The sequence below is a fragment of the Psychrobacter cibarius genome (genome assembly GCF_904845955.1).
GTDB lineage: Bacteria > Pseudomonadota > Gammaproteobacteria > Pseudomonadales > Moraxellaceae > Psychrobacter > Psychrobacter cibarius_B.
This window is the reverse complement of sequence record NZ_CAJGYX010000001.1, coordinates 490307-509457: the sequence shown is the minus strand read 5'-3', so window position 1 is coordinate 509457 and position 19151 is coordinate 490307. Positions and strand designations below refer to the sequence as shown.

Sequence of the window (19151 nt, the reverse complement as noted above, 5' to 3'; positions counted from 1 at the left end):
ACCCTAGTGAGGACTCGAATACTAGGCTGTAAGCTAATGGTATTAAGGTTTTAACTCACTGAAATAACCATAGTGTACTTCACGGTGTACTTACCATACATATTCTACCTATGATCGGTGAGCTATACAGGCTTCGAACTGCTAGTGTTAGATATGGACTTAATGACTACGAAATCGTTGGTATATAGTTTATATATCTATGTAAATGAAGAGAAGCTGCAATACAGAAAGAATCTTGATTCAGTAATACCTCAACAAGTATTATCTTGACTTAAATCAACCTTTATTAATTGAGCATTTTATGCAGAGAACTCTAGATTGTGCATTAGAAGAACGGAATAGCATAGATATGGATATAGATGGTGCACATATTCTTATGAGCCTAACTTATATTGGTAAAAACACAAGTAAAAATAATGGGATATTATTAGCTCGCATTCTTGAGCAATGGCGAAGAAATAATGAAAAACTTAATGTGACAACGGCACTTGTCATTAATGATGATTATTTAATTCAAAATATTGAGGGTACGAGACCTGTTATTAATAAGCTTTTAGCAAAACTGATTAATGAATATTCGCATCTCCTACCTAATATCATCGATATTGAGGAAAGAGAGGTGCGTAGATGGGATGGTTTTTTAATAAAATATTTAACGTCAAGTGCTCAAGATGAGCAATACACACTTAAAAACTTCTCTGCAGGTGCTGATTTTAACCCTTATTTAATGAAAAGAACTCAAATCATGGGATTTATCGAGGATGTCTTTAAAAATAAAGAACTCAGTAAATTTCAAAAGCATGTGTGATTTAGTTTAAGGTATACCCCAAGGGAACCAGACGTTTCACCCCAAAAACCCATTAACAGACTACTTAAAACAGACTGCTATAATGGAACCACTTAAAACAGACTATAAAAAATTTAACACGACAACATCCTATCCTAGTTAACCAAATACCCGCCATAATATCCAAAATAATCCAGCCATAATGATGGCAATTACCAATAGCCGTTTCAGCCAATAGGGTATCAGCGGTTTTTTATAGCCTAAATCATTAAGCTGGCTGTCCACACCATTTTGTAGGCTCTTGAATCCTCGACTTTGCTTAGTTGTTTTGACGCGATTTTTTATCAGCTGTCCAGTTTCATCCTCAGCACCTTGCTCTCTATCAAAGCTAATAGCATGGTTAGGAATGCCTTGCTTGCTGGCGATAGTGTTGAGTTTTTGCTGCTGCTTTACCTTTAATTGTGTCTCATAGGCATCAATCCTATTCTTGGCGTCATCCATACTAATGCCTTCATCTGCCGCCAAAGTCTTGATCGCCATCACTAAATTGTTTTTTTCGATCATCATGATGACGTCTCTTGGCAGCTTTGGATTGACTGATTTTGAGCTAGGGTCGGGGTTAAACATGACTGTCCTTATGGCGATATGAAAAATAGGCATCGATAGTGTTGATTATTATAACCATTTTACAGTAGTAATATTCAATCAAAAAAATACCGCAATCACGATAATGACTGCGGCATTTTAATAGCTATCCTTTATTAGCATTTCTGCCAATTTTTGATAGACTATAGGTCTTTCCAGCGTTGGATAGACTCTTTGATGACTTCTTTTGCTTCTGCAACATTGCCCCAAGATTCAACGACCGTAGTGCCTGGTTTTTTCAGATCTTTATAGTGGCTGAAATGGAACTCTAACTGGTTGATTAGCTGTTTTGGTAGATCAGCCAAGCTGTTATAAGCATTGCCTGTATCACGGTCGTCAGCAGGTACGACGACGATCTTATCATCGACTTCGCCATCATCAACGAATTTCATCACACCAATGACTTTGGCTTTTAAGAAAATACCAGTTGGTAGTGGCTGCTCAGTCAGCAATAACACATCAAGCTCATCACCATCTTCGTCAAGCGTTTGCGGGATAAAACCATAGTTACAAGGCTTAGCAAAAATCTGTGGATCAATACGATCAAGCTCAAATACCGCCAGTTCGCGATTCCACTCAATTTTATGGCTGCTACCAGCTGGGATTTCTACTACTACGTTGATAATGCCGCCGTCTACATCGCCTGCGTCCAAAATTTTATTAAAATCTGCCATAAAGTACTCCAATTTGCTTTTGTTTTAAGTGCTTGAATAATAAGTGATGATAAAAGAATAACGTCGCGGCACTGCGATATTATCACTGTGCCCAATATGTGCCGCCTGCGATTATAACAAGTTTGACTCAAATTTTCTCACAATGCTTAAGTCTAAGCGTGCACGATATTATGCAAAAAAAGATTATGCAAAAATGGACTCAAAGAACTCACTTGGGTGCGAGTGCGCGTAGCTCAATGAGTCCAGCATGACGCTTAGCAATGTTATCAATAAGTTTTTGGGTCACTTGCTCATAGCTTAAGGCTTCACCAGTTTGTTCATCTGACTCTTTTTGCATAGCCACAAAGTCGGATAACCGTAACATTTGCATCCCTGCATAGCCGCACGGATTAATCGCATTAAATGCGGACAAGTCACAATTTAAATTAAGCGCAATACCGTGATAGCTAAACCCATGTTTAATTTTGAAGCCTAACGATGCCATTTTTCCAAGCATAATTTTATCATCGACGGAGGTACTGTTGGCTGGTGCATCGGTATCGGTATTGTCACTGTCATCCGCTACAGATGTATCAGCATATAGATAAACACCGGGTGCGTCACGACGCGCATGGGCGCTGATGGCTGTTGTGTCTGATGAAGCAGGATTTTGCAAACAGTCATTGATAACGTCTTCGATTGCTTGCTCGGCATGCGAGACCAAGTTGCGCACACTCCAGCCCAAGCTATTCAAATCGAACAACCAATAAATAACCAGCTGGCCGTGACCATGCCATGTCACTTGACCGCCGCGATCCGTTTTTATAATAGGCGTATTGGTACGTTGCAAGATGTGCTCTTCTTTACCTGCTTGCCCTAAAGTATAGACATCATTGTGATCGACAATCCATAACTCGTCAGGTGTGCGCAGTCCTTGCTGTTTTTTTAAGTCAATACGCGCAAGTGTACGTGCTAGCATCGCATCGAGAGTGGGAACGTAATCGGCTGTTGTTAGAGATTTGCTGATCAGTGTGTCATTAAGCTGTTGCGTGGTGTTTTGCATGAGAGTCGCAGTCTTATTGTGGTCTGGTTCGAAGAGGTGTATCACTGATATCCAGTCGTGATATCGATAGTGAGTGTAGCAGTTTTTGCGATTGGTACCCAAGATTATCTCTGGTCACGCTGTAAAACTCAACAATCAAAACACTGATAAATGCCCTAACGGAGTAGCCATAATAAGCAAAATTTCTCAGTGCTTAATATGAAATTGCTAGCATTGTGATGCGTGTTTCTAGACACTTATTTCATACAGACGCAGGAGTCAACTTAATGTGCTGTTCATTGATTCGTTGATGCGCTACATTAAAGTGCAATGAATGGAATCGCATTACTTATGTTCAGGGGTTGCCATCAATGTGACCCGCTGATTAGGGCGTGTCCTCAATTCAATCGATTACTTTCTAAATGGGCTGAAAATGGCTAAATTTTGCCAAACATCGTCAAATAGCTTATTAATATCTCGATATTATTTGCGCTACTTTCCTTGTTTGACGGCAATTTATCTCATGTTTATCACCATTTTTAAAATGAGGACAAGCCCTAGAAATACAGAGTCTCTAACCCAATAGAGTATATTGACTCCAACGCAGATGACAAGGAAGATAAATGACAGATAATAATCAAAACATGAATGAGCAGACCTCAATCGACATGGATATGTTGCAGCAACCTGCGCCAAAATCGCCTAGTATTGCTAATACGGTTGATGAGATGCGAGCGCAATTTTTACGCTTACAAACACTCAGTCGCACGCAGCCAATCAATGACTGGGCCACTCGTGAAACCCAACTAGACAGTCTGGAAATTATGCTTAGCGATAACCAAGCCAGTTTCGCCAAAGCGATCAGTGCCGACTTTGGTTATCGTAGCGAATCAGAGACCCAGTTTGCCGAGTTGTTTCCTAGCTTTACTGGCATCAGTCATGCCAAAAAGCACGGTAAAAAATGGATGAAAGTTCAGCGGGCTTCTATTTCAGCGCTGTATATGCCAGCTCATAATGAAATCCAGCCTCAGCCATTGGGCGTGGTTGGTATCATGGTGCCTTGGAACTATCCACTATTTTTAGCAGTAGGACCGATGATTGATGCACTCACTGCTGGCAACAGAGTTATGATCAAGATGAGTGAAGCGGCACCGCAGTTCGCCCAAGCATTTGCCAGTGCGATTGCTCGTTATTTTTCACCAGACATGATTTGTGTCGTACTGGGTGAGGTAGACATTGCGGTTGCTTTTAGTGAGCTGCCTTTTGATCATCTGCTTTATACGGGCTCTACAGCTGTGGGCAAAAAAGTCATGGCGGCGGCGGCTCCTAACTTAACACCCGTCACGCTCGAGCTGGGTGGTAAATCACCGGTCGTCGTGTTAGAGGGCGCAAACTTAGAAAACGCTGTCAATCGTGTGATGATGGGCAAAACACTAAATGCGGGTCAGACCTGTATTGCCCCTGATTATGTACTGATTCAACGCCAATATCATGAAGAGTTTATCCGTTTAGCAAAAGAGTGGATGGAAAAGCACTATCCAAATATTGAGAGCAATACAGATTACTCACGTATTATCAATGGCGAGCAATTTAAGCGTGTCAAAGGCTATCTAGATGCATTATCGAGCGACGGGATTCATAAGCTCACTGATGCTGAGTCTAATATCGAAACGCGTCTAATGCCGCCTGTCATCGTGAGTGAGCCTGCCCCTGATAGTGATGTGATGCAGGACGAGATTTTTGCGCCGATTTTGCCATTGATGCATTACGATACGCTTGATGATGCCATTCATTTTGTCAACGAGCGACCACGCCCACTGGCGTTATACGTTTTTGGTGATAACTACAACGCCCTAGAGAAAGTACGTAACAATACGGTCTCTGGTGGCCTATGTATTAATGAAGTGCTGATACATGTTGCCCAGCATGACTTACCGTTTGGCGGGGTTGGCGATTCAGGAACCGGTGCTTACCATGGTAAAGCGGGATTCGAGCGTCTTAGCCATATGAAACCAGTATTTGTACAATCCAAGTTAAATGGGTTGAATTTGTTGTTGCCACCTTATGGCGGGTTGTTTAAAAAAGCCATGGCAATGTTTTTAAAATAACAAATGCTAAAGCGAGCAAAGTTGACATAACTTTCGTTCAAGTAAACAAAAATACCTAATCATTGTGAGCAATCATATAAGCAACTTTAAAAAACAGCATCTATCTCAATAGGTGCTATTTTTTTGTATAAAAGTAAGCGATAAAAAATTAATGAGCATTTGTCATCTTGTCTATAAATCGCTACACTTTATAGTAAGCCTAAACGATTGCAATATTAGTTTTAGATGAAGACGTTGCCTAGTCTTCAACGACTGAATGAGCCATCAGCGACTAAATGAGTCATAAGCAGTACATGCTTGGCGTAAAGTACTACTATTATTGATTTGGGCGTTCATTTCCATAATAAAAATTATAAATAGGACATCTTATGCGCCAATGGATTGCGTTAAGTTTACTATGCATGAGCGTGTTGTTACTGCCAGTATCGGCATCAGCAGCCTGCGAATCACCAATCAAATTTGGCGCTCTGACATGGGAGAGCGGTCAATTTATCTCTGGGGTGCTTAAGTACATCGCTGAAGATGGCTATGATTGTACAATTGAAGAGGTGCCGGGTGCTGGTCCTGCACTCGAAACGGCATTGTCACAAAACGACATTCAAGTGATTGGGGAGCAGTGGGTTGGACGCTCGCCAATTATGGAACAAGCCATCGAGCAGAATAAAGAGGCAGTTATTGGAGATACGCTGAAGGGCGGCGCAACTCAAGGTTGGTATGTACCCGAATATGTATTAGAAGAAAACCCAGGTCTACGCCGCTATCAAGATTTGCCTAAATATGCTGAGCTGTTTAAAGATCCCGAAGACCCTAGCAAATCACGCTTCATGAATTGTCCATCTGGTTGGACGTGTGAGATTTTCAATACTCGCTTGCTGAAAAATACAGGTTTGGACAGTATCTTTAATAATGCCCATCCCGGCACTGGAGCGGCGCTCGACGCTGAGATTGCCTCTGCTTTTGAGCAACATAAGCCACTACTATTTTATTACTGGCAGCCTACGGGCTTGATGGCAAAATATGACTTTGCGCCACTAGAGTTCCCTGCCCATGATGACGCTTGTTGGCAAGACTTGTTACGAGCGGATGGCACCGCCGATTGTGTGTCTGGTTTCCCTGTCTCACCTTTAGGTATCGCAGTATCTACCCCCTTTATTGAATCCAATCCAGAGCTTGCTGATGTCTTTAAAAAAGTTCAGTTTAGCTCCGATGAGCTCAATGGCGCTATCTTGGAGATGAGTGAAAATAAACGTAGTGGCGATGAGCAAGCACTAGCATTTTTGCGTAAATATCCGAGCGTCTGGCAAGCATGGTTGTCTGATGAAGCAGCCAGCAACCTTGCTGCTAAGCTAGGCATCAGCTTAACGGGCGAGGCTATTACTGCGGATGCAACCGCCTCTAGCACTAATCGATCGACCTCATTATCGAGCTTTCCTTCTTGGTCACTTGAGACGCCGCTTAATAATACATTAGCAAGCGTTGTCCAAAATTATGGCGATGTGTTTCGTACCGTCAGTACCATGGCGTTAACATATCTATTGCTGCCGATTGAGCGTCTATTAACCACTATGCCGCCTTGGCTTATCATTGCGCTTGTGAGCGTATTGGCATGGTTTGGCGTCCGTGAAATCTGGTTTGCACTGGCATGCGCCGCCGGATTGTTTCTCATTGGCGCATTTGGATTATGGGGCGCATTAATTGATACTTTGGCACTGCTCATCGTATCAGTGTTGGTGACCGTCGTGATTGGTATTCCTATTGGCATTGCTATGTCGGGCAGTAAAATTCTTCGCAAGGTTGTGACGCCGATACTGGATGTGATGCAGACCATGCCAAGTTTTGTCTATTTGATACCCGTATTGATGTTATTTGGGATTGGCAAAGTGCCTGCGCTATTTGCCACCATTATTTATGCCTTGCCGCCACTGATTCGGCTGACGACATTAGGGATTACCCAAGTCAATCACGAGATGGTCGAAGCAGGGCGCTCGTTCGGTAGCACACACTTGCAGCTGCTCATTTGGATTAAATTGCCGCAAGCATTACCCAGTATTATGGCGGGCGTGAATCAAGCGGTGATGATGTCGCTCTCTATGGTGGTGCTCGCGTCTATGATTGGCGCACCGGGTCTTGGCGAAGATGTGTTGCAATCGATTCAAACGCTTAATATCGGTCAGGGCTTGCAAGCAGGCACGGCGATTGTCATCGTTGCCATTATCATTGACCGTATCACCCAAGCGTTCGGTCAAGGTAAGCGTGCTCGGCAAAAAACCATTGATGCTGGCAGGCATCCTATTGGTTGATTATCAGTGCCATGGTCGAATGTTCAACACGCCCTAATCATAATGATAACTAGAAAAATAAAAATGAGAGCCATCATGAACCATATTCAATTGGAAAATATCAGCAAGATTTATAATGCCAATAGCTCGCAAGCAAAGGCTGCATTGGCATTATTAGCAGAAGGTATGGATAGTATTCAGGTAAAGGAGCAAACAGGCTATTCGGTCGGGCTTTATGACATCAATTTAAGCGTTAAAGCAGGTGAGCTGCATTGTATTATGGGCTTGTCAGGTTCGGGAAAATCAACCTTGATACGCCATATCAATCGTTTGATTGACCCAACCAGCGGTAAAATATGGGTTTATGCTTCGATTAATGCCAAGCCGTCTACTAGAAGAGCTAGGCCCTCCACTAATGCCAAACTCTCTCCTGATTTATTAGAAAATGGAAAGTCATCGCCTGCTATTAATATTTTAGAGCTAAATGATAAAGCGCTACAGCTTTATCGCCAGCAGACAATCAGTATGGTTTTTCAGCATTTTGGTTTGGTGCCACATATGACGGTGCTGCAAAACGTCGCTTACGGCTTGCGAGTACGAAAAATGAGTATCAAAGAACGCCACGAGGTTGCTCGGCATTGGCTTAATGAAGTTGGGCTAGCAAATTTGGAGAAAAGTTACCCTGATGAGCTGTCAGGAGGGATGCAGCAGCGTGTAGGGCTGGCGCGTGCCTTGGCAACCGATAATCCGATATTGCTGATGGACGAGGCTTTCTCTGCCCTTGATCCGCTCATTCGTGCCCAATTACAAGACCAACTACTTGAGCTACAAGCACGGCTAAACAAAACCATCGTCTTTATCACTCATGATATCGATGAAGCGATTAAGGTCGGTCAGCGGATTAGTATTTTAAGTGGTGGGCGTTTGGTACAAACGGATACACCCAGTGAATTGCGTCACAACCCAGCTGATGATTATGTGGCTCAATTTATGGGTGCTAAAATTTAATTTAAAAAGAATACGACGTTTTTTTAGATGTTGTTTTATAAGTTACACCTGCAAAATGATAGATTTCTGTCTATATCATTATTCTTACACTGTTGTTAAAAAAGTGTAGCAACCCATAAGTTACTATTAAAGTAAACTCCATCATCGATGTATACTATTGAGATACTCTAATAGTGTATTAGCTTTGCTAAAATCTCGATTTATCCACTCTCATTGACCACGTAAGAAGACCATGAGCGAGCATAAAAACTCAGTTTATGATCGTAAGACTTCGTAAAAAGGACCTCGCATGCCGCATAAGAAAATTCGCCATAATGATCGTAGTCATACTAATAAGTTAGCGACAGACTCACCACGTGATTCATCACGTTGGCTAAAGAATGTCAGTGCCGTTGGTGTCACGACAGTACTGAGTGCTGGCATACTGGTCGCTTGTGGACAAATGAGTAGTGCGGAGAGCAATGCAAGTAGCACGACTAAATCAGCCAAGCAAAACAGTGGAGTGACTAGCTCACGTGACATGCTGCCTTCCGATATGCTTGGGCAAATGCGAGCGCTGCCGCAATTGACAAAAGGCTTAGGTGACACGGGGACAGCAGTCATTGATCCTAATAAACCGACATTGATTAAATTTTGGGCAAGCTGGTGCCCATTATGCTTGGGCACGTTGGCAGAAACCGAAGAATGGCGTACCGATCCCAAGTTCGCTGATTTAAATGTTGTGACAGTTGTCAGTCCCGGTCATCTAAATGAAAAAGCCGATGGCGACTTTAGCACTTGGTATGCAGGCGTCCAAGCAGACTATCCAAAGCTACCAGTATTGTCTGACGCTTCAGGCGAGCTGATTAATAAGCTTGGCGTGCAAGTTTATCCAAGCTGGGCGATACTCGATAAAAGCGGCAACTTGGTGCATTTGGTGAAAGGCAATATATCGGCAGAGCAAGCGTATGCCCTTGCTGAAAATGCCAATAATGATTTTGCTGAGCTTAAAGCAGGGAGTGCTAAACCAGCAAACGCGCAAACCTTAGACAACAACAGCAAGATTGAAACCATCAAACAAAAAGATAGCGTTTATTATAACGATAAAGGCAAAACGATTAATACGCGCTCAATCTACTTGGCGGGCGGCTGCTTTTGGGGCGTAGAAGCTTATATGGAGCGGGTCGAGGGTGTGGTCGACGCTGTATCAGGCTATGCCAACGGTGATACCGCCAATCCAAGCTACGAGCAAGTGATTCGTGGCTCAGGTCATGCCGAAGCCGTCAAAGTAACCTACGATGCGGATAAAACAGACCTTGATACTATCTTAAAATACTACTTCCGCGTGATTGATCCAACCAGCCTCAACAAACAAGGCAATGATCGCGGTGTGCAGTACCGCTCAGGCGTTTATTACACCGATAAAGAAGATAAAGCAGTGATTGATGCTGCCCTCAAACCTGTGCAAAGCCAGTATAAACAAAAAATTGTGGTAGAAAATGAGCCGCTAGACAATTTCTACTTAGCTGAAATGTATCATCAAGATTATCTGGCAAAAAATCCAAATGGCTATTGTCATGTTGATTTAAGCCTTGCCGATGATAAGCCAGAAGGGACTGTGCGTACCAAGCTTGCACCTGTAAGTACCGTTGCTGAGACCTTAAATCCTAAGCGTTACGCAGGATTTGATAAAAATGCATTGAAAAATACGTTGACTAAAACACAATACAATATCACGCAAGATGCCGGTACTGAGCGCGCCTTTAGTCATGAATATGATGACTTGTTTGCGCCGGGTATCTATGTTGATGTTGTAAGCGGTGAGCCTTTATTTTTATCAACCGATAAGTACCAGTCTGGCTGTGGTTGGCCAAGCTTTACTAAACCGATTGATATGCAAGTCATTACTCAGCATGAAGACACCGCTTTTAATATGGTACGTACTGAAGTTCGCTCGCGAGTAGCAAACTCACATCTGGGTCATGTATTCCCTGATGGGCCAAAAGATCGTGGCGGGCTGCGCTATTGTATCAATGGCGGGGCGCTACAGTTTATTCCAGTCGATGTGATGCCGCAGTCAGGCTATGCGCCATTAGTGAAGTTGGTTAAGCCTGCAAAACCTTAACTATTAATACTGATAATCGACTTTATATAGAGATGTTAAGATAATTCTTAGCGTCTTTTTTATGATTGATGCCTTGAGTATAATTACTATCACAGCATGATGGTTCGTTTTATTATCGTTGTATTTTTGCTGTTATAGCCGTTGAGTTATGAAAAACCAACCAAACTTCGTTATACTCAAAAGCTGAGCGTTTTCTATTATTAATACTTTTATCATCTAGCGCCGTAAAACCACGTCCTTCTAGGGCGTGGATATCAGGCGTCAACCGTTGTCATCTAAGATTGAACATACCTTGATAACCAAATGCATTGAGATCATAATTACCCCATGAAAACGCTCAAACTACGCATCAAAGACAAACATGCCACTCAGCTAAATATCTTAGCGGGGTCGGTTAACTTTGTCTGGAATTACGTCAATGAGCTAAGTTTTAAACACCTCAAGCGTACTGGTCAATTCTTTTCGGCTTATGATTTGGCTACTTACACCAAAGGTGCGGGTGAATATCTAAACCTACACAGCCAAACCTTACAAGCAGTGACCGAAACCCATGCCAAGGCTCGTAAACAGTTTAAAAAAACCAAACTCAACTGGCGCACCAATAATCCTAAAGCCAAACGTAGTTCTCTTGGTTGGATTCCGTTTAAAAAGACCGCTATTAAGCATATCAGCACCCGCCAAAGTGGTAAAAAGTGTCTAAAAAGCACCCTGCAATTCAGCTTAGCTAAAGGTAAAAAACTCACTATTGACCTATGGGACAGCTATAACTTAGCGCTCTACACCATCAATACTTGCGAATTGGTACAGGACAATCGCGGTCACTGGTACGTCTGTGTGACGGTTAAAGAATTTCCAAAAACAGCGTGTGGCACTGGTCAGGTCGGTATTGATTTAGGCTGCAAAGATTCAGCAGTCAATAGTGATGGCGACAAACTACAAACCAAAATCACTCATCAATACGCTGAAAAACTGGCCATTGCTCAAAGAGCTAAGAATAAAAAGCGGGTCAAGGCCATTCATGCCAAGATTAAAAATACTCGTCAAGACCTCATTCATAAATTCACATCAAAGCTTGTCAAAGCCAACAGCCTAATTGTTGTTGGTAAAATAAAATCAACATCATTCACTAAGGGCAAACTTGCCAAATCAGTCTATGACGCAGGTTGGTTTGAAATTAAGCGGCAACTGGATTATAAATGCGCGAACGCAGGTTGCCACTATATCGAAGTGAATGAAGCGTACACCACCCAAACCTGCTCGTGTTGCGGCTCTCGCCAAGATAGTCCGAAAGGTAGATCAGCGCTTGGTATAAGAGTATGGTTTTGTCGTTCTTGTAAAACGACCCATAACAGAGACGTTAATGGAGCAAAAAACATTCTCGCGGTCGGGCTTGGCCGTCTTTAGTAGGAATCCCCCTCCTTTGAGGGCGGGGAGGAAGTCAAAGTTATGTATACCTATTTCGTCGCTGGATTTGTTTGGCGGCTTTTCATTTTTGTATTTAAGGCTGTAACATGACCGTTACTCATACCTCTAAACCTTTCGAACCTATTATTACCTCTTTACTCGATAATGATTTATATAAATTTACGATGCTGCAAGCCATGCTGCATCAGTTTCCACAGACACATGGTGTTTATCGCTTTCGCTGCCGTAATAACAAAGACACGCTGTATTCATTGGCTAATATTAAAGATGATCTAGAGCAGCAGTTAGACAATTTATGTGAATTACGATTTTTAGAGGATGAACTAGAGTACTTACGTGGTTTGCGCTTTATGCGCTCAGACTTCGTTGACTATCTAGAATTGTTTAAGTTGAAACGTCGTTTTATTACCGTCAGTACGGATGATAAAGGTCGCTTATTTATCGACATCGAAGGGCCGATGATTCAAGCGATGTTCTTTGAAGTGTTTGTACTCGCCATCGTTAATGAGCTGTATTTTGATGCGCTATCGAATGCCAGTGTGATTGAAGAAGGTCAGCGCAGATTGGATGAAAAAGTCACATTGTTGCATCAATATGCGACAGAGCAGGCAAAATGTGATGCTAATACGCCGCCATTAATCATCGCTGATTTTGGTACTCGCAGACGTTTTAGCAAAGCTTGGCAAGCCCATGTGGTTGAGACCTTGCATAAAGCTGAACCAAAAATAGTGAGCGGTACTTCCAACGTGTATTTAGCAAAAAAGCTGGGAATGACACCGATAGGTACGATGGCACATGAGTTTATGCAGGCATTTCAGGCTTTGGATGTGCGTTTACGTGATTCACAAAAAGCGGCGCTTGAAGCATGGGTACATGAGTATCGCGGCGATTTGGGTATTGCGCTGACAGATGTCGTTGGCATGGATGCGTTTTTACGCGATTTTGACTTGTATTTTGCCAAGCTTTTCGATGGTTTACGTCACGATAGCGGTGACCCGTATATCTGGGGTGATAAGGCGATTGCTCATTATAAAAATCTTAAAATAGACCCAAGAACGAAGATTCTAACCTTTAGTGATGGCTTAGATTTGGATAAAGCTTGGGATTTACATCAGTATTTTAAAGGTCAAATAAAGACCAGCTTTGGTATTGGTACCAACCTCACCAATGATATGGGTATCACCCCGATAAATATTGTCTTAAAGTTGGTTGAATGCAATGGGCAGCCGGTCGCTAAACTGTCAGACAGTCCAGGCAAGACCATGATCAATAATGACACGTATCTTGCCTATTTGCGCCAAGTATTTGAGGTTGATGAGCCTGAATAGAATTGACTTAACTGTCGCTACTCTCTGTTTTATCTTCTTCAGCGAAGGCGGCATCTAGTGCTTGCTGTACCGCATTGATACGGGTTTCGCAAACGCGATAAGCAGCAATTGACTCTTCCACTGAGGTCATCAGATTATCAATATCTGGCTCATCTTGTTGCTGTAATTCAGCGGCATTGGTTTTTAGAATATCATAAGCCGCCTTAAAGGTTTTTGGGGCGGCTTTTTTGCGTTTACGAGTAGGGGTTGTCATAAGGTTTCCTAATTTTAAAATAAAGTCTTTGACTAAGTTGAATCGACGGTAGGTTGTACTTCTTATTTATTAATATTTACGTCAATAATCTGTGCTTTTGCTTTACCGTCCTTTAAGAGGATGTGCACCGTTTGTTCTGGATGGAGCTGCGTACCGCTGGTCAGTATTTGCTTATCTTTTGCATCAGTAAGCATGGTATAGCCTTGCTTGAGCACCCGAGAAGGACGGTGCAGGAGCACAATATCACGCAGATGTTCGCTATCACGCTGTGCTTGTATTAACTGCTGCTGTGCCGAATGCATAATCGTTTTTTGGTTATTTTGACTGGCGCTAGCAGCCACTGTTAACTGCTGATAGGCAGCCGCTTGAGTCTGTGTGCGTAGCTCGCTGGTGAGTCTGGCGGCTTGCTTGACCTGTCGCTGGGCGCTTTGCTGAATACTACGCCACGCATAATCACTGTCTTTTTGCAGAGCGGTTAATTGACTAATCGTCTGTGATTGTATTTGGCTCAACTGGCGTGTCGTTTGTTGTTCAGCGGTGTTTAATTGACGCTGAGCCGCTTGTTTGATTTGCGCTTGATATTGCAGCGTTTGAGTGACGAGCTGGGCTAAATGCGTCATGATAGCGGCAATCACCTTCGATGGGGTATCAAAGCTAGTATGCGCCACTTCATCTAAGATAACTTTATCACGCTCGTGACCAATGCCAACCCAGACAGGAATGGGCTGCTCGGCAACCAATGCTGCCAATTCATAATCATTTAGATAGGCTAAATCACCGACCGCACCGCCGCCACGAATAATGACTAATAAGTCTGGCAGGTGCTCATAAATATCAAAAAACTGCTGTTGGGCGTTAACGATTGCTTGGCGGATTTCGCTTGGCGCATGATTACCCTGAAAGGTCGCGTTATGATAATGGAAATGACAGGCACCTGTGCGCGCTAAGCGATCAGCGTCGGCTTGAAAATCACCTAATCCAGCGGCTTTTTCAGGGGCAATGACCAGCACATGCTCAATATCAAACGGAACAGGCAGCTGTTGATTCAGGTTTAATAAGCCTTCTCCCGTCAAGCGATCGACCATCTCCGCATACTGCCGTGCCAAGTCGCCTAACGTGTAGCTAGGGTCAATATCTTCAATAGTGAGAGAGAAGCCATATTGCGCATGGAAGCCTGCGGATACTTTGAGCAATACCGTCAAATCACGATCAAGGGGCATGCCAGTTGCGCGCTCAAATTTTGCTAAGACGCGTGCTGCTTTAAAGCGCCAAAGATTGCCGCGGCAGCTAGCAATGACCTTACCGTCATCATCTTTTTCTGCTAATTCAAAGTAATAATGCCCGCCTTTGCTAGATAGATTACGAATCTCTGCTTTCACCCATACACGGTGGTTAAAGGTCTGTTTGATAACCATATCAACGGCTGACAAATAGTCACTTAACCGCAGAACGGTATCTTCTAAATTGACTTCAATATTGTTTTCTTGCTCAGCTAACTCGGCCTCCAAGGTCGCTAAGTTTTTAGCAGGCGCTAATACCTTAGCTGGTTTCATATTTGACAGGTTGGGTTTGCGCATAATAATAGACCAAAAGTGAGGGAGCTTAAAAACGGGCTGTTTATAGAGTAAGAGTCATAAAAAATCAGAAAGGGTAGTTTACCCCAAAAGCGAGCACACAAAAAGAGAAGCCAACCCGTCAGCGACTAATATATTCTTATCGCTGATTGGTTGGCTAAATACTTTATTAAATAACAAGATACTTTATTAAATAGCAAGCTGCCAAATAAGTGCTTTATGAAATAATAATTATTTTATTGGCAACGAAAGTTGATTTTATACTCGTAATCGTCGTCACGTGATAAGTTCGGCGAGCCCGTTCCAAGGATCGTACCGAGGACGGCACTGGCTTGTCCAATCATCCGACCAGTATTTTCATCTAAAATACCGTTATAAGTGACTTTGTCATCGACGATAATAACTTGCTTACCTCTGCAAGTCTTTTGTGCGCTGTCTATCGCATTTTGCTGTGCTTTTACTTTGCTATCAGCGATGCCAGTCGTCTCATAAATAGAGTTGGCACGCTGGATAACTGGTGATGAAGGCGTAGTTTGGCAAGCACTTAGGGCGAGTGCTGCCGCCAAAGTAGCAGTCAGTGCAGCGGTTTTATTAATAGTATTCATAAACGATTCCTAATGTCTGTCAGTCATACATAAAGTTGAATATCACAGCAAAGTTGAGGTTACGCCATGCACGTATCCGTCCATAGGTGGCTCAACAACTATGATGAATCTACCCTATTCGGCTCTGGGGTGTCTAGTCGGTTATTGTGTGCGGTATTGCAGAGACCGCACATATTCATCATATATTCATGGGCGACGTTTACTTATGATGAGCGAAAATGAAAATAAGCGGTACTAGGACACAGCAAATCACTTGAAATATAAACCATATCTAGGATAATTGACCTATTCATTTTTAATCAATAAGTAATTTTATGCCATTAATTCCTGCTCCTGCTGGCGTGCTCGAAGTCGACGCGCTTTGGCAACAAGACAATCCTAACAATCCAAATACCGATACAGTGGCGTTACTGTGTCATCCCAATCCGTTATTCGACGGCACGATGAATAATAAAGTGGTAACGACGATGTATCGCTTTGCTCGTGATAATGGTATGCACGTGGTACGCTTTAACTTTCGCGGTGTCGGGCAGTCGACTGGCGAGCACGATTATGCGGATGGTGAAGTCGTAGATGCAATGACCGTGCTACAATGGATTGCAGAGCAAACCAATGCGCGCAAGTTATGGTTGGGTGGTTTCTCTTTTGGCGGTTATGTGACAGCACGGGTGGCTGAGCAGGTACTTGAAGCCCCCCATATTTGGGGGCTAGGCGATTTTGAGATCACTAAAATCGCTCTTATTGCTCCATCCGTTGAAAAAAATGACAGCAGTGATATAAGCTTGCCAGCCGATAAAACTTTTGAGATTTATGGCAATGCTGATGAAGTGATTGACCCTGATAATATGCAAGCATTTGCGGAGCGATTAGGGATTGCTGTCAGCGTTGTAGATGGCGCAGGGCACTTTTTTCATGGACGTCTGTCAGAATTGAAAGGCTTATTAGAAAAGCATACCTTTGGTAACGACGCTTAGTTGTTACCTAGGGCGTGTCATTAATTAGCACATGAATACATTTAGTGGTCTTAAAATGGCTAAATTTTGCTAAACATCGTCAGAAATTTTGTCAATATGTTCATATTAACGGCAATTTCTTCCTTGTTTATCTACAATTTTTCTCATTTTAAGCCTCACAATCTAATTGATGACACACCCTAGTAATATTAGGATAGAGAACCGCTATCAAGTCATGAGCTTTGATCGCTTCACTTTGACGAGTTCATGCAGAATCAACCATTACCTTACTATTTATTTTGTCTAATGATGAGTCGTATTATGAGTTTATCTCCATTGCAACGTTACGAGCAAGCCGTCAGTACAGATGAGTTTACTCGAGATGAGCAGCAATTTAAGGCCATGAGCTATCTTGATGAGATACATCATCAGCTCATCAATAGTGCGCCACAGAAGAAAGGCTTCTTTAGCTTTTTAAAGTCCAAGCCGACAGCACCAACGGGTTTGTATATGTGGGGCGGGGTAGGTCGTGGTAAAACATGGATGATGGACATGTTTTATGATTCATTGACCATTGATCGCAAGATGCGTCTGCATTTTCATCATTTCATGCAGCGCGTTCATCAAGAGCTAAACAAGCTGCAAGGTGAGAGTGACCCATTAGAAAAAGTCGCCGACATCATTTATGCAGAAGCGGTTATTATCTGTTTCGATGAGTTCTTTGTTTCTAACGTTTCTGATGCCATGATTTTGGGTGATTTATTTACCATGCTATTCAATCGTGGTATTACATTGGTCGCCACCTCAAATATTGAGCCATCAGGATTGTATAAAGACGGCTTACATCGTGACCGTTTTATGCCTGCTATCGCTGAAGTGGAGCGTCATACTACGGTGATGAATATTGATTCTGGTATCGACTATCGTTTGCGCGTATTGCAGCAGGCAGAGCTATATGAATCGCCTATGACAAGAGCGAATCATCATTGGTTAGCCAACCGTTTTGCCAGTTTATCCAATAACCAAAAAATCAGTAATGAGCCAATTACGATTAATGGCCGCGAAATCAGAATAAATGCTCGCACTGAGGATATTTTATTCTGTGATTTCCGTCATTTATGTATGGAGCCACGATCAGCGTCTGATTTCATCGAAATCGCTAAGCAGTTCAGCACAGTATTGGTCAATGCCGTGCCTGCCTTAGACGATGACTTACGTGATCCGACCCGTCGGTTTATTTATCTGGTTGATGAGTTTTATGATCGCCGTGTTAAGTTGCTGGTTAGAGCGCAGCAGTCGATTTTGGATCTATATCAAGAGAGAAATTGGCGTTTGAGATTGAACGGACACGCTCGCGCTTGGTTGAGATGCAGTCAGAGGATTATCTGCGCATGGAGCATCGGGTCGATGATGCGGCATAATCAAAGCCTCTTCATAGCCGATGGTAATCTACAAGTTGTCGATTAAAGCACTCATGGTTTTTCATTCAAGTCACTCACACTCAATACTAGGGTAAATGTTCATTGATTGAATTGAGCACACGCCCTAGCATGCGTTCGGCAAGGCGTGTTTTTTGACAGTATTGAGAGCAAAACAAAGTATAAAAGCATTAGTTTTTTGCATAAAAAGATAATAATAAATAGGAGCGGTAATGACTACAGCCGATGAAAATGATACATTACTAGGGTGTGTCATCAATTAGATTGTGAGGCTTAAAATGAGAAAAATTGTAGATAAACAAGGAAGAAATGATTGGCTGGATCAACTCAAGACGTAGTATGGGTAATTTAGACACGCCAGCACCCACACATGCCCAAATTGAAACAGCGATTGAGTGTGCGGCGACCGCGCCAGATCATAAAAAACTGCGCCCATGGCGTTTTATAGTGACGCAGGGTGATGCCCGTCATGAATTGGGTGATGCCTTGGTCACAGCGGCCCAAGCCAAAGCGATGCAAGAGGGCGAAACGCTGTCCGAAAAGGACATCTCAAAAACTCAGGCCATGCCATTAAGAGCGCCCGTCATCATCACGGTTGTCACAAAAATACAAGCGCATAAAAAAGTCCCCCCTTTTGAACAAATGCTAAGTGCGGGTGCGGCTGTACAAAACCTGATTTTGGCGCTAAAAGCCCAAGGCTTTAGTACAGTGTGGCGTACGGGATTGCTGTGTAACGAACCCGCTGTTAAATCATATTTTAACGTTGGTCCAGATGATTATGTGACGGCGTTTGTTTATACTGGCACCAGCCCCAAAAATGAACCCGCCCGTAAACCGATTGATATCGAGTCTTTAGTGCGATTTGAGTCATAATATATCTAAGCGCTGTTTAGTGGCGCTTTTCTCTTGACGAATACCACTCTCTAAAAAGACAGTCGGTCGTGTAGC

At 42.9% G+C, this 19151-nt stretch carries 14 protein-coding genes and 2 pseudogenes; 10 read left to right on the top strand and 6 right to left on the bottom strand.

From position 1 onward, the window contains the following. Positions 1-301: 301 nt before the first annotated feature. A complete protein-coding gene (locus JMV76_RS02000; protein WP_201501422.1) occupies positions 302-808 on the top strand; it encodes a BLUF domain-containing protein in 507 nt (168 codons plus the stop codon). Between the two features lie 138 nt (positions 809-946). On the opposite strand, the gene JMV76_RS01995 is transcribed toward JMV76_RS02000, so the two are convergent. The 3 genes from JMV76_RS01995 to lipB all read right to left on the bottom strand — a co-directional run bounded on the left by JMV76_RS01995 (position 947) and on the right by lipB (position 3148). Continuing rightward, positions 947-1414 (bottom strand): hypothetical protein, encoded by a 468-nt coding sequence (locus JMV76_RS01995; protein ID WP_201501421.1) that lies wholly within the window; start codon positions 1412-1414, stop codon positions 947-949. A gap of 161 nt (positions 1415-1575) precedes the next feature. Further along, a complete protein-coding gene (locus tag JMV76_RS01990; RefSeq protein WP_201501420.1) occupies positions 1576-2106 on the bottom strand; it encodes an inorganic diphosphatase in 531 nt (176 codons plus the stop codon). Between the two features lie 208 nt (positions 2107-2314). Further along, a complete protein-coding gene (gene lipB / locus JMV76_RS01985; RefSeq protein WP_201501419.1) occupies positions 2315-3148 on the bottom strand; it encodes a lipoyl(octanoyl) transferase LipB in 834 nt (277 codons plus the stop codon). Positions 3149-3750: 602 nt separating this feature from the next. On the opposite strand from lipB, the gene JMV76_RS01980 reads away from it, so the two are divergent. The 6 genes and pseudogenes from JMV76_RS01980 to pncB all read left to right on the top strand — a co-directional run bounded on the left by JMV76_RS01980 (position 3751) and on the right by pncB (position 13379). After that, positions 3751-5235, top strand: a complete 1485-nt coding sequence (locus JMV76_RS01980; RefSeq protein ID WP_201501418.1) for a coniferyl aldehyde dehydrogenase — start codon at positions 3751-3753, stop codon at positions 5233-5235. 368 nt (positions 5236-5603) lie between these two features. After that, a complete protein-coding gene (locus JMV76_RS01975; protein WP_201501417.1) occupies positions 5604-7535 on the top strand; it encodes a glycine betaine ABC transporter substrate-binding protein in 1932 nt (643 codons plus the stop codon). 75 nt (positions 7536-7610) lie between these two features. Next, on the top strand, positions 7611-8522 hold the full coding sequence (locus tag JMV76_RS01970; RefSeq protein WP_201501416.1) for an ATP-binding cassette domain-containing protein: 912 nt from the start codon (positions 7611-7613) through the stop codon (positions 8520-8522). A 289-nt stretch (positions 8523-8811) separates the two neighbouring features. After that, positions 8812-10626, top strand: coding sequence for a bifunctional peptide-methionine (S)-S-oxide reductase MsrA/peptide-methionine (R)-S-oxide reductase MsrB (gene msrAB / locus JMV76_RS01965; protein WP_201501415.1), 1815 nt, complete (start codon positions 8812-8814; stop codon positions 10624-10626). A gap of 327 nt (positions 10627-10953) precedes the next feature. Next, positions 10954-12050: pseudogene (locus JMV76_RS01960) on the top strand (RNA-guided endonuclease InsQ/TnpB family protein). An 87-nt stretch (positions 12051-12137) separates the two neighbouring features. Continuing rightward, positions 12138-13379, top strand: coding sequence for a nicotinate phosphoribosyltransferase (pncB, locus tag JMV76_RS01955; RefSeq protein ID WP_201501413.1), 1242 nt, complete (start codon positions 12138-12140; stop codon positions 13377-13379). Positions 13380-13386: 7 nt separating this feature from the next. On the opposite strand, the gene xseB is transcribed toward pncB, so the two are convergent. From xseB to JMV76_RS01940, 3 genes are all read right to left on the bottom strand, one after another. Further along, on the bottom strand, positions 13387-13632 hold the full coding sequence (xseB, locus tag JMV76_RS01950; protein WP_201501412.1) for an exodeoxyribonuclease VII small subunit: 246 nt from the start codon (positions 13630-13632) through the stop codon (positions 13387-13389). Between the two features lie 62 nt (positions 13633-13694). Then, on the bottom strand, positions 13695-15209 hold the full coding sequence (gene xseA / locus JMV76_RS01945) for an exodeoxyribonuclease VII large subunit (RefSeq protein WP_201501411.1): 1515 nt from the start codon (positions 15207-15209) through the stop codon (positions 13695-13697). A 233-nt stretch (positions 15210-15442) separates the two neighbouring features. Continuing rightward, positions 15443-15811, bottom strand: coding sequence for a hypothetical protein (locus tag JMV76_RS01940; protein ID WP_045446124.1), 369 nt, complete (start codon positions 15809-15811; stop codon positions 15443-15445). A gap of 314 nt (positions 15812-16125) precedes the next feature. On the opposite strand from JMV76_RS01940, the gene JMV76_RS01935 reads away from it, so the two are divergent. The 3 genes and pseudogenes from JMV76_RS01935 to JMV76_RS01925 all read left to right on the top strand — a co-directional run bounded on the left by JMV76_RS01935 (position 16126) and on the right by JMV76_RS01925 (position 19076). Then, positions 16126-16785, top strand: a complete 660-nt coding sequence (locus tag JMV76_RS01935) for an alpha/beta hydrolase (RefSeq protein WP_201501410.1) — start codon at positions 16126-16128, stop codon at positions 16783-16785. Positions 16786-17085: 300 nt separating this feature from the next. Next, positions 17086-18185, top strand: a pseudogene (gene zapE, locus JMV76_RS01930) (cell division protein ZapE). 327 nt (positions 18186-18512) lie between these two features. Continuing rightward, positions 18513-19076: a nitroreductase family protein gene (locus JMV76_RS01925; RefSeq protein WP_201501409.1), complete on the top strand. Its 564-nt coding sequence runs from the start codon at positions 18513-18515 to the stop codon at positions 19074-19076. The last annotated feature ends 75 nt before the right edge of the window (positions 19077-19151 follow it).

What these genes read in the sequence shown, in the direction of transcription:
- lipB (WP_201501419.1), bottom strand. Translation starts at nt 3,148, where the DNA reads ATGCAAAACACCACGCAACAGCTTAATGACACACTGATCAGCAAATCT.
- JMV76_RS01980 (WP_201501418.1), top strand. Translation starts at nt 3,751, where the DNA reads ATGACAGATAATAATCAAAACATGAATGAGCAGACCTCAATCGACATG.
- JMV76_RS01935 (WP_201501410.1), top strand. Translation starts at nt 16,126, where the DNA reads ATGCCATTAATTCCTGCTCCTGCTGGCGTGCTCGAAGTCGACGCGCTT.
- JMV76_RS01925 (WP_201501409.1), top strand. Translation starts at nt 18,513, where the DNA reads ATGATTGGCTGGATCAACTCAAGACGTAGTATGGGTAATTTAGACACG.
- pncB (WP_201501413.1), top strand. Translation starts at nt 12,138, where the DNA reads ATGACCGTTACTCATACCTCTAAACCTTTCGAACCTATTATTACCTCT.
- xseA (WP_201501411.1), bottom strand. Translation starts at nt 15,209, where the DNA reads ATGCGCAAACCCAACCTGTCAAATATGAAACCAGCTAAGGTATTAGCG.
- msrAB (WP_201501415.1), top strand. Translation starts at nt 8,812, where the DNA reads ATGCCGCATAAGAAAATTCGCCATAATGATCGTAGTCATACTAATAAG.
- xseB (WP_201501412.1), bottom strand. Translation starts at nt 13,632, where the DNA reads ATGACAACCCCTACTCGTAAACGCAAAAAAGCCGCCCCAAAAACCTTT.
- JMV76_RS01995 (WP_201501421.1), bottom strand. Translation starts at nt 1,414, where the DNA reads ATGTTTAACCCCGACCCTAGCTCAAAATCAGTCAATCCAAAGCTGCCA.
- JMV76_RS01975 (WP_201501417.1), top strand. Translation starts at nt 5,604, where the DNA reads ATGCGCCAATGGATTGCGTTAAGTTTACTATGCATGAGCGTGTTGTTA.
- JMV76_RS02000 (WP_201501422.1), top strand. Translation starts at nt 302, where the DNA reads ATGCAGAGAACTCTAGATTGTGCATTAGAAGAACGGAATAGCATAGAT.
- JMV76_RS01970 (WP_201501416.1), top strand. Translation starts at nt 7,611, where the DNA reads ATGAACCATATTCAATTGGAAAATATCAGCAAGATTTATAATGCCAAT.
- JMV76_RS01940 (WP_045446124.1), bottom strand. Translation starts at nt 15,811, where the DNA reads ATGAATACTATTAATAAAACCGCTGCACTGACTGCTACTTTGGCGGCA.
- JMV76_RS01990 (WP_201501420.1), bottom strand. Translation starts at nt 2,106, where the DNA reads ATGGCAGATTTTAATAAAATTTTGGACGCAGGCGATGTAGACGGCGGC.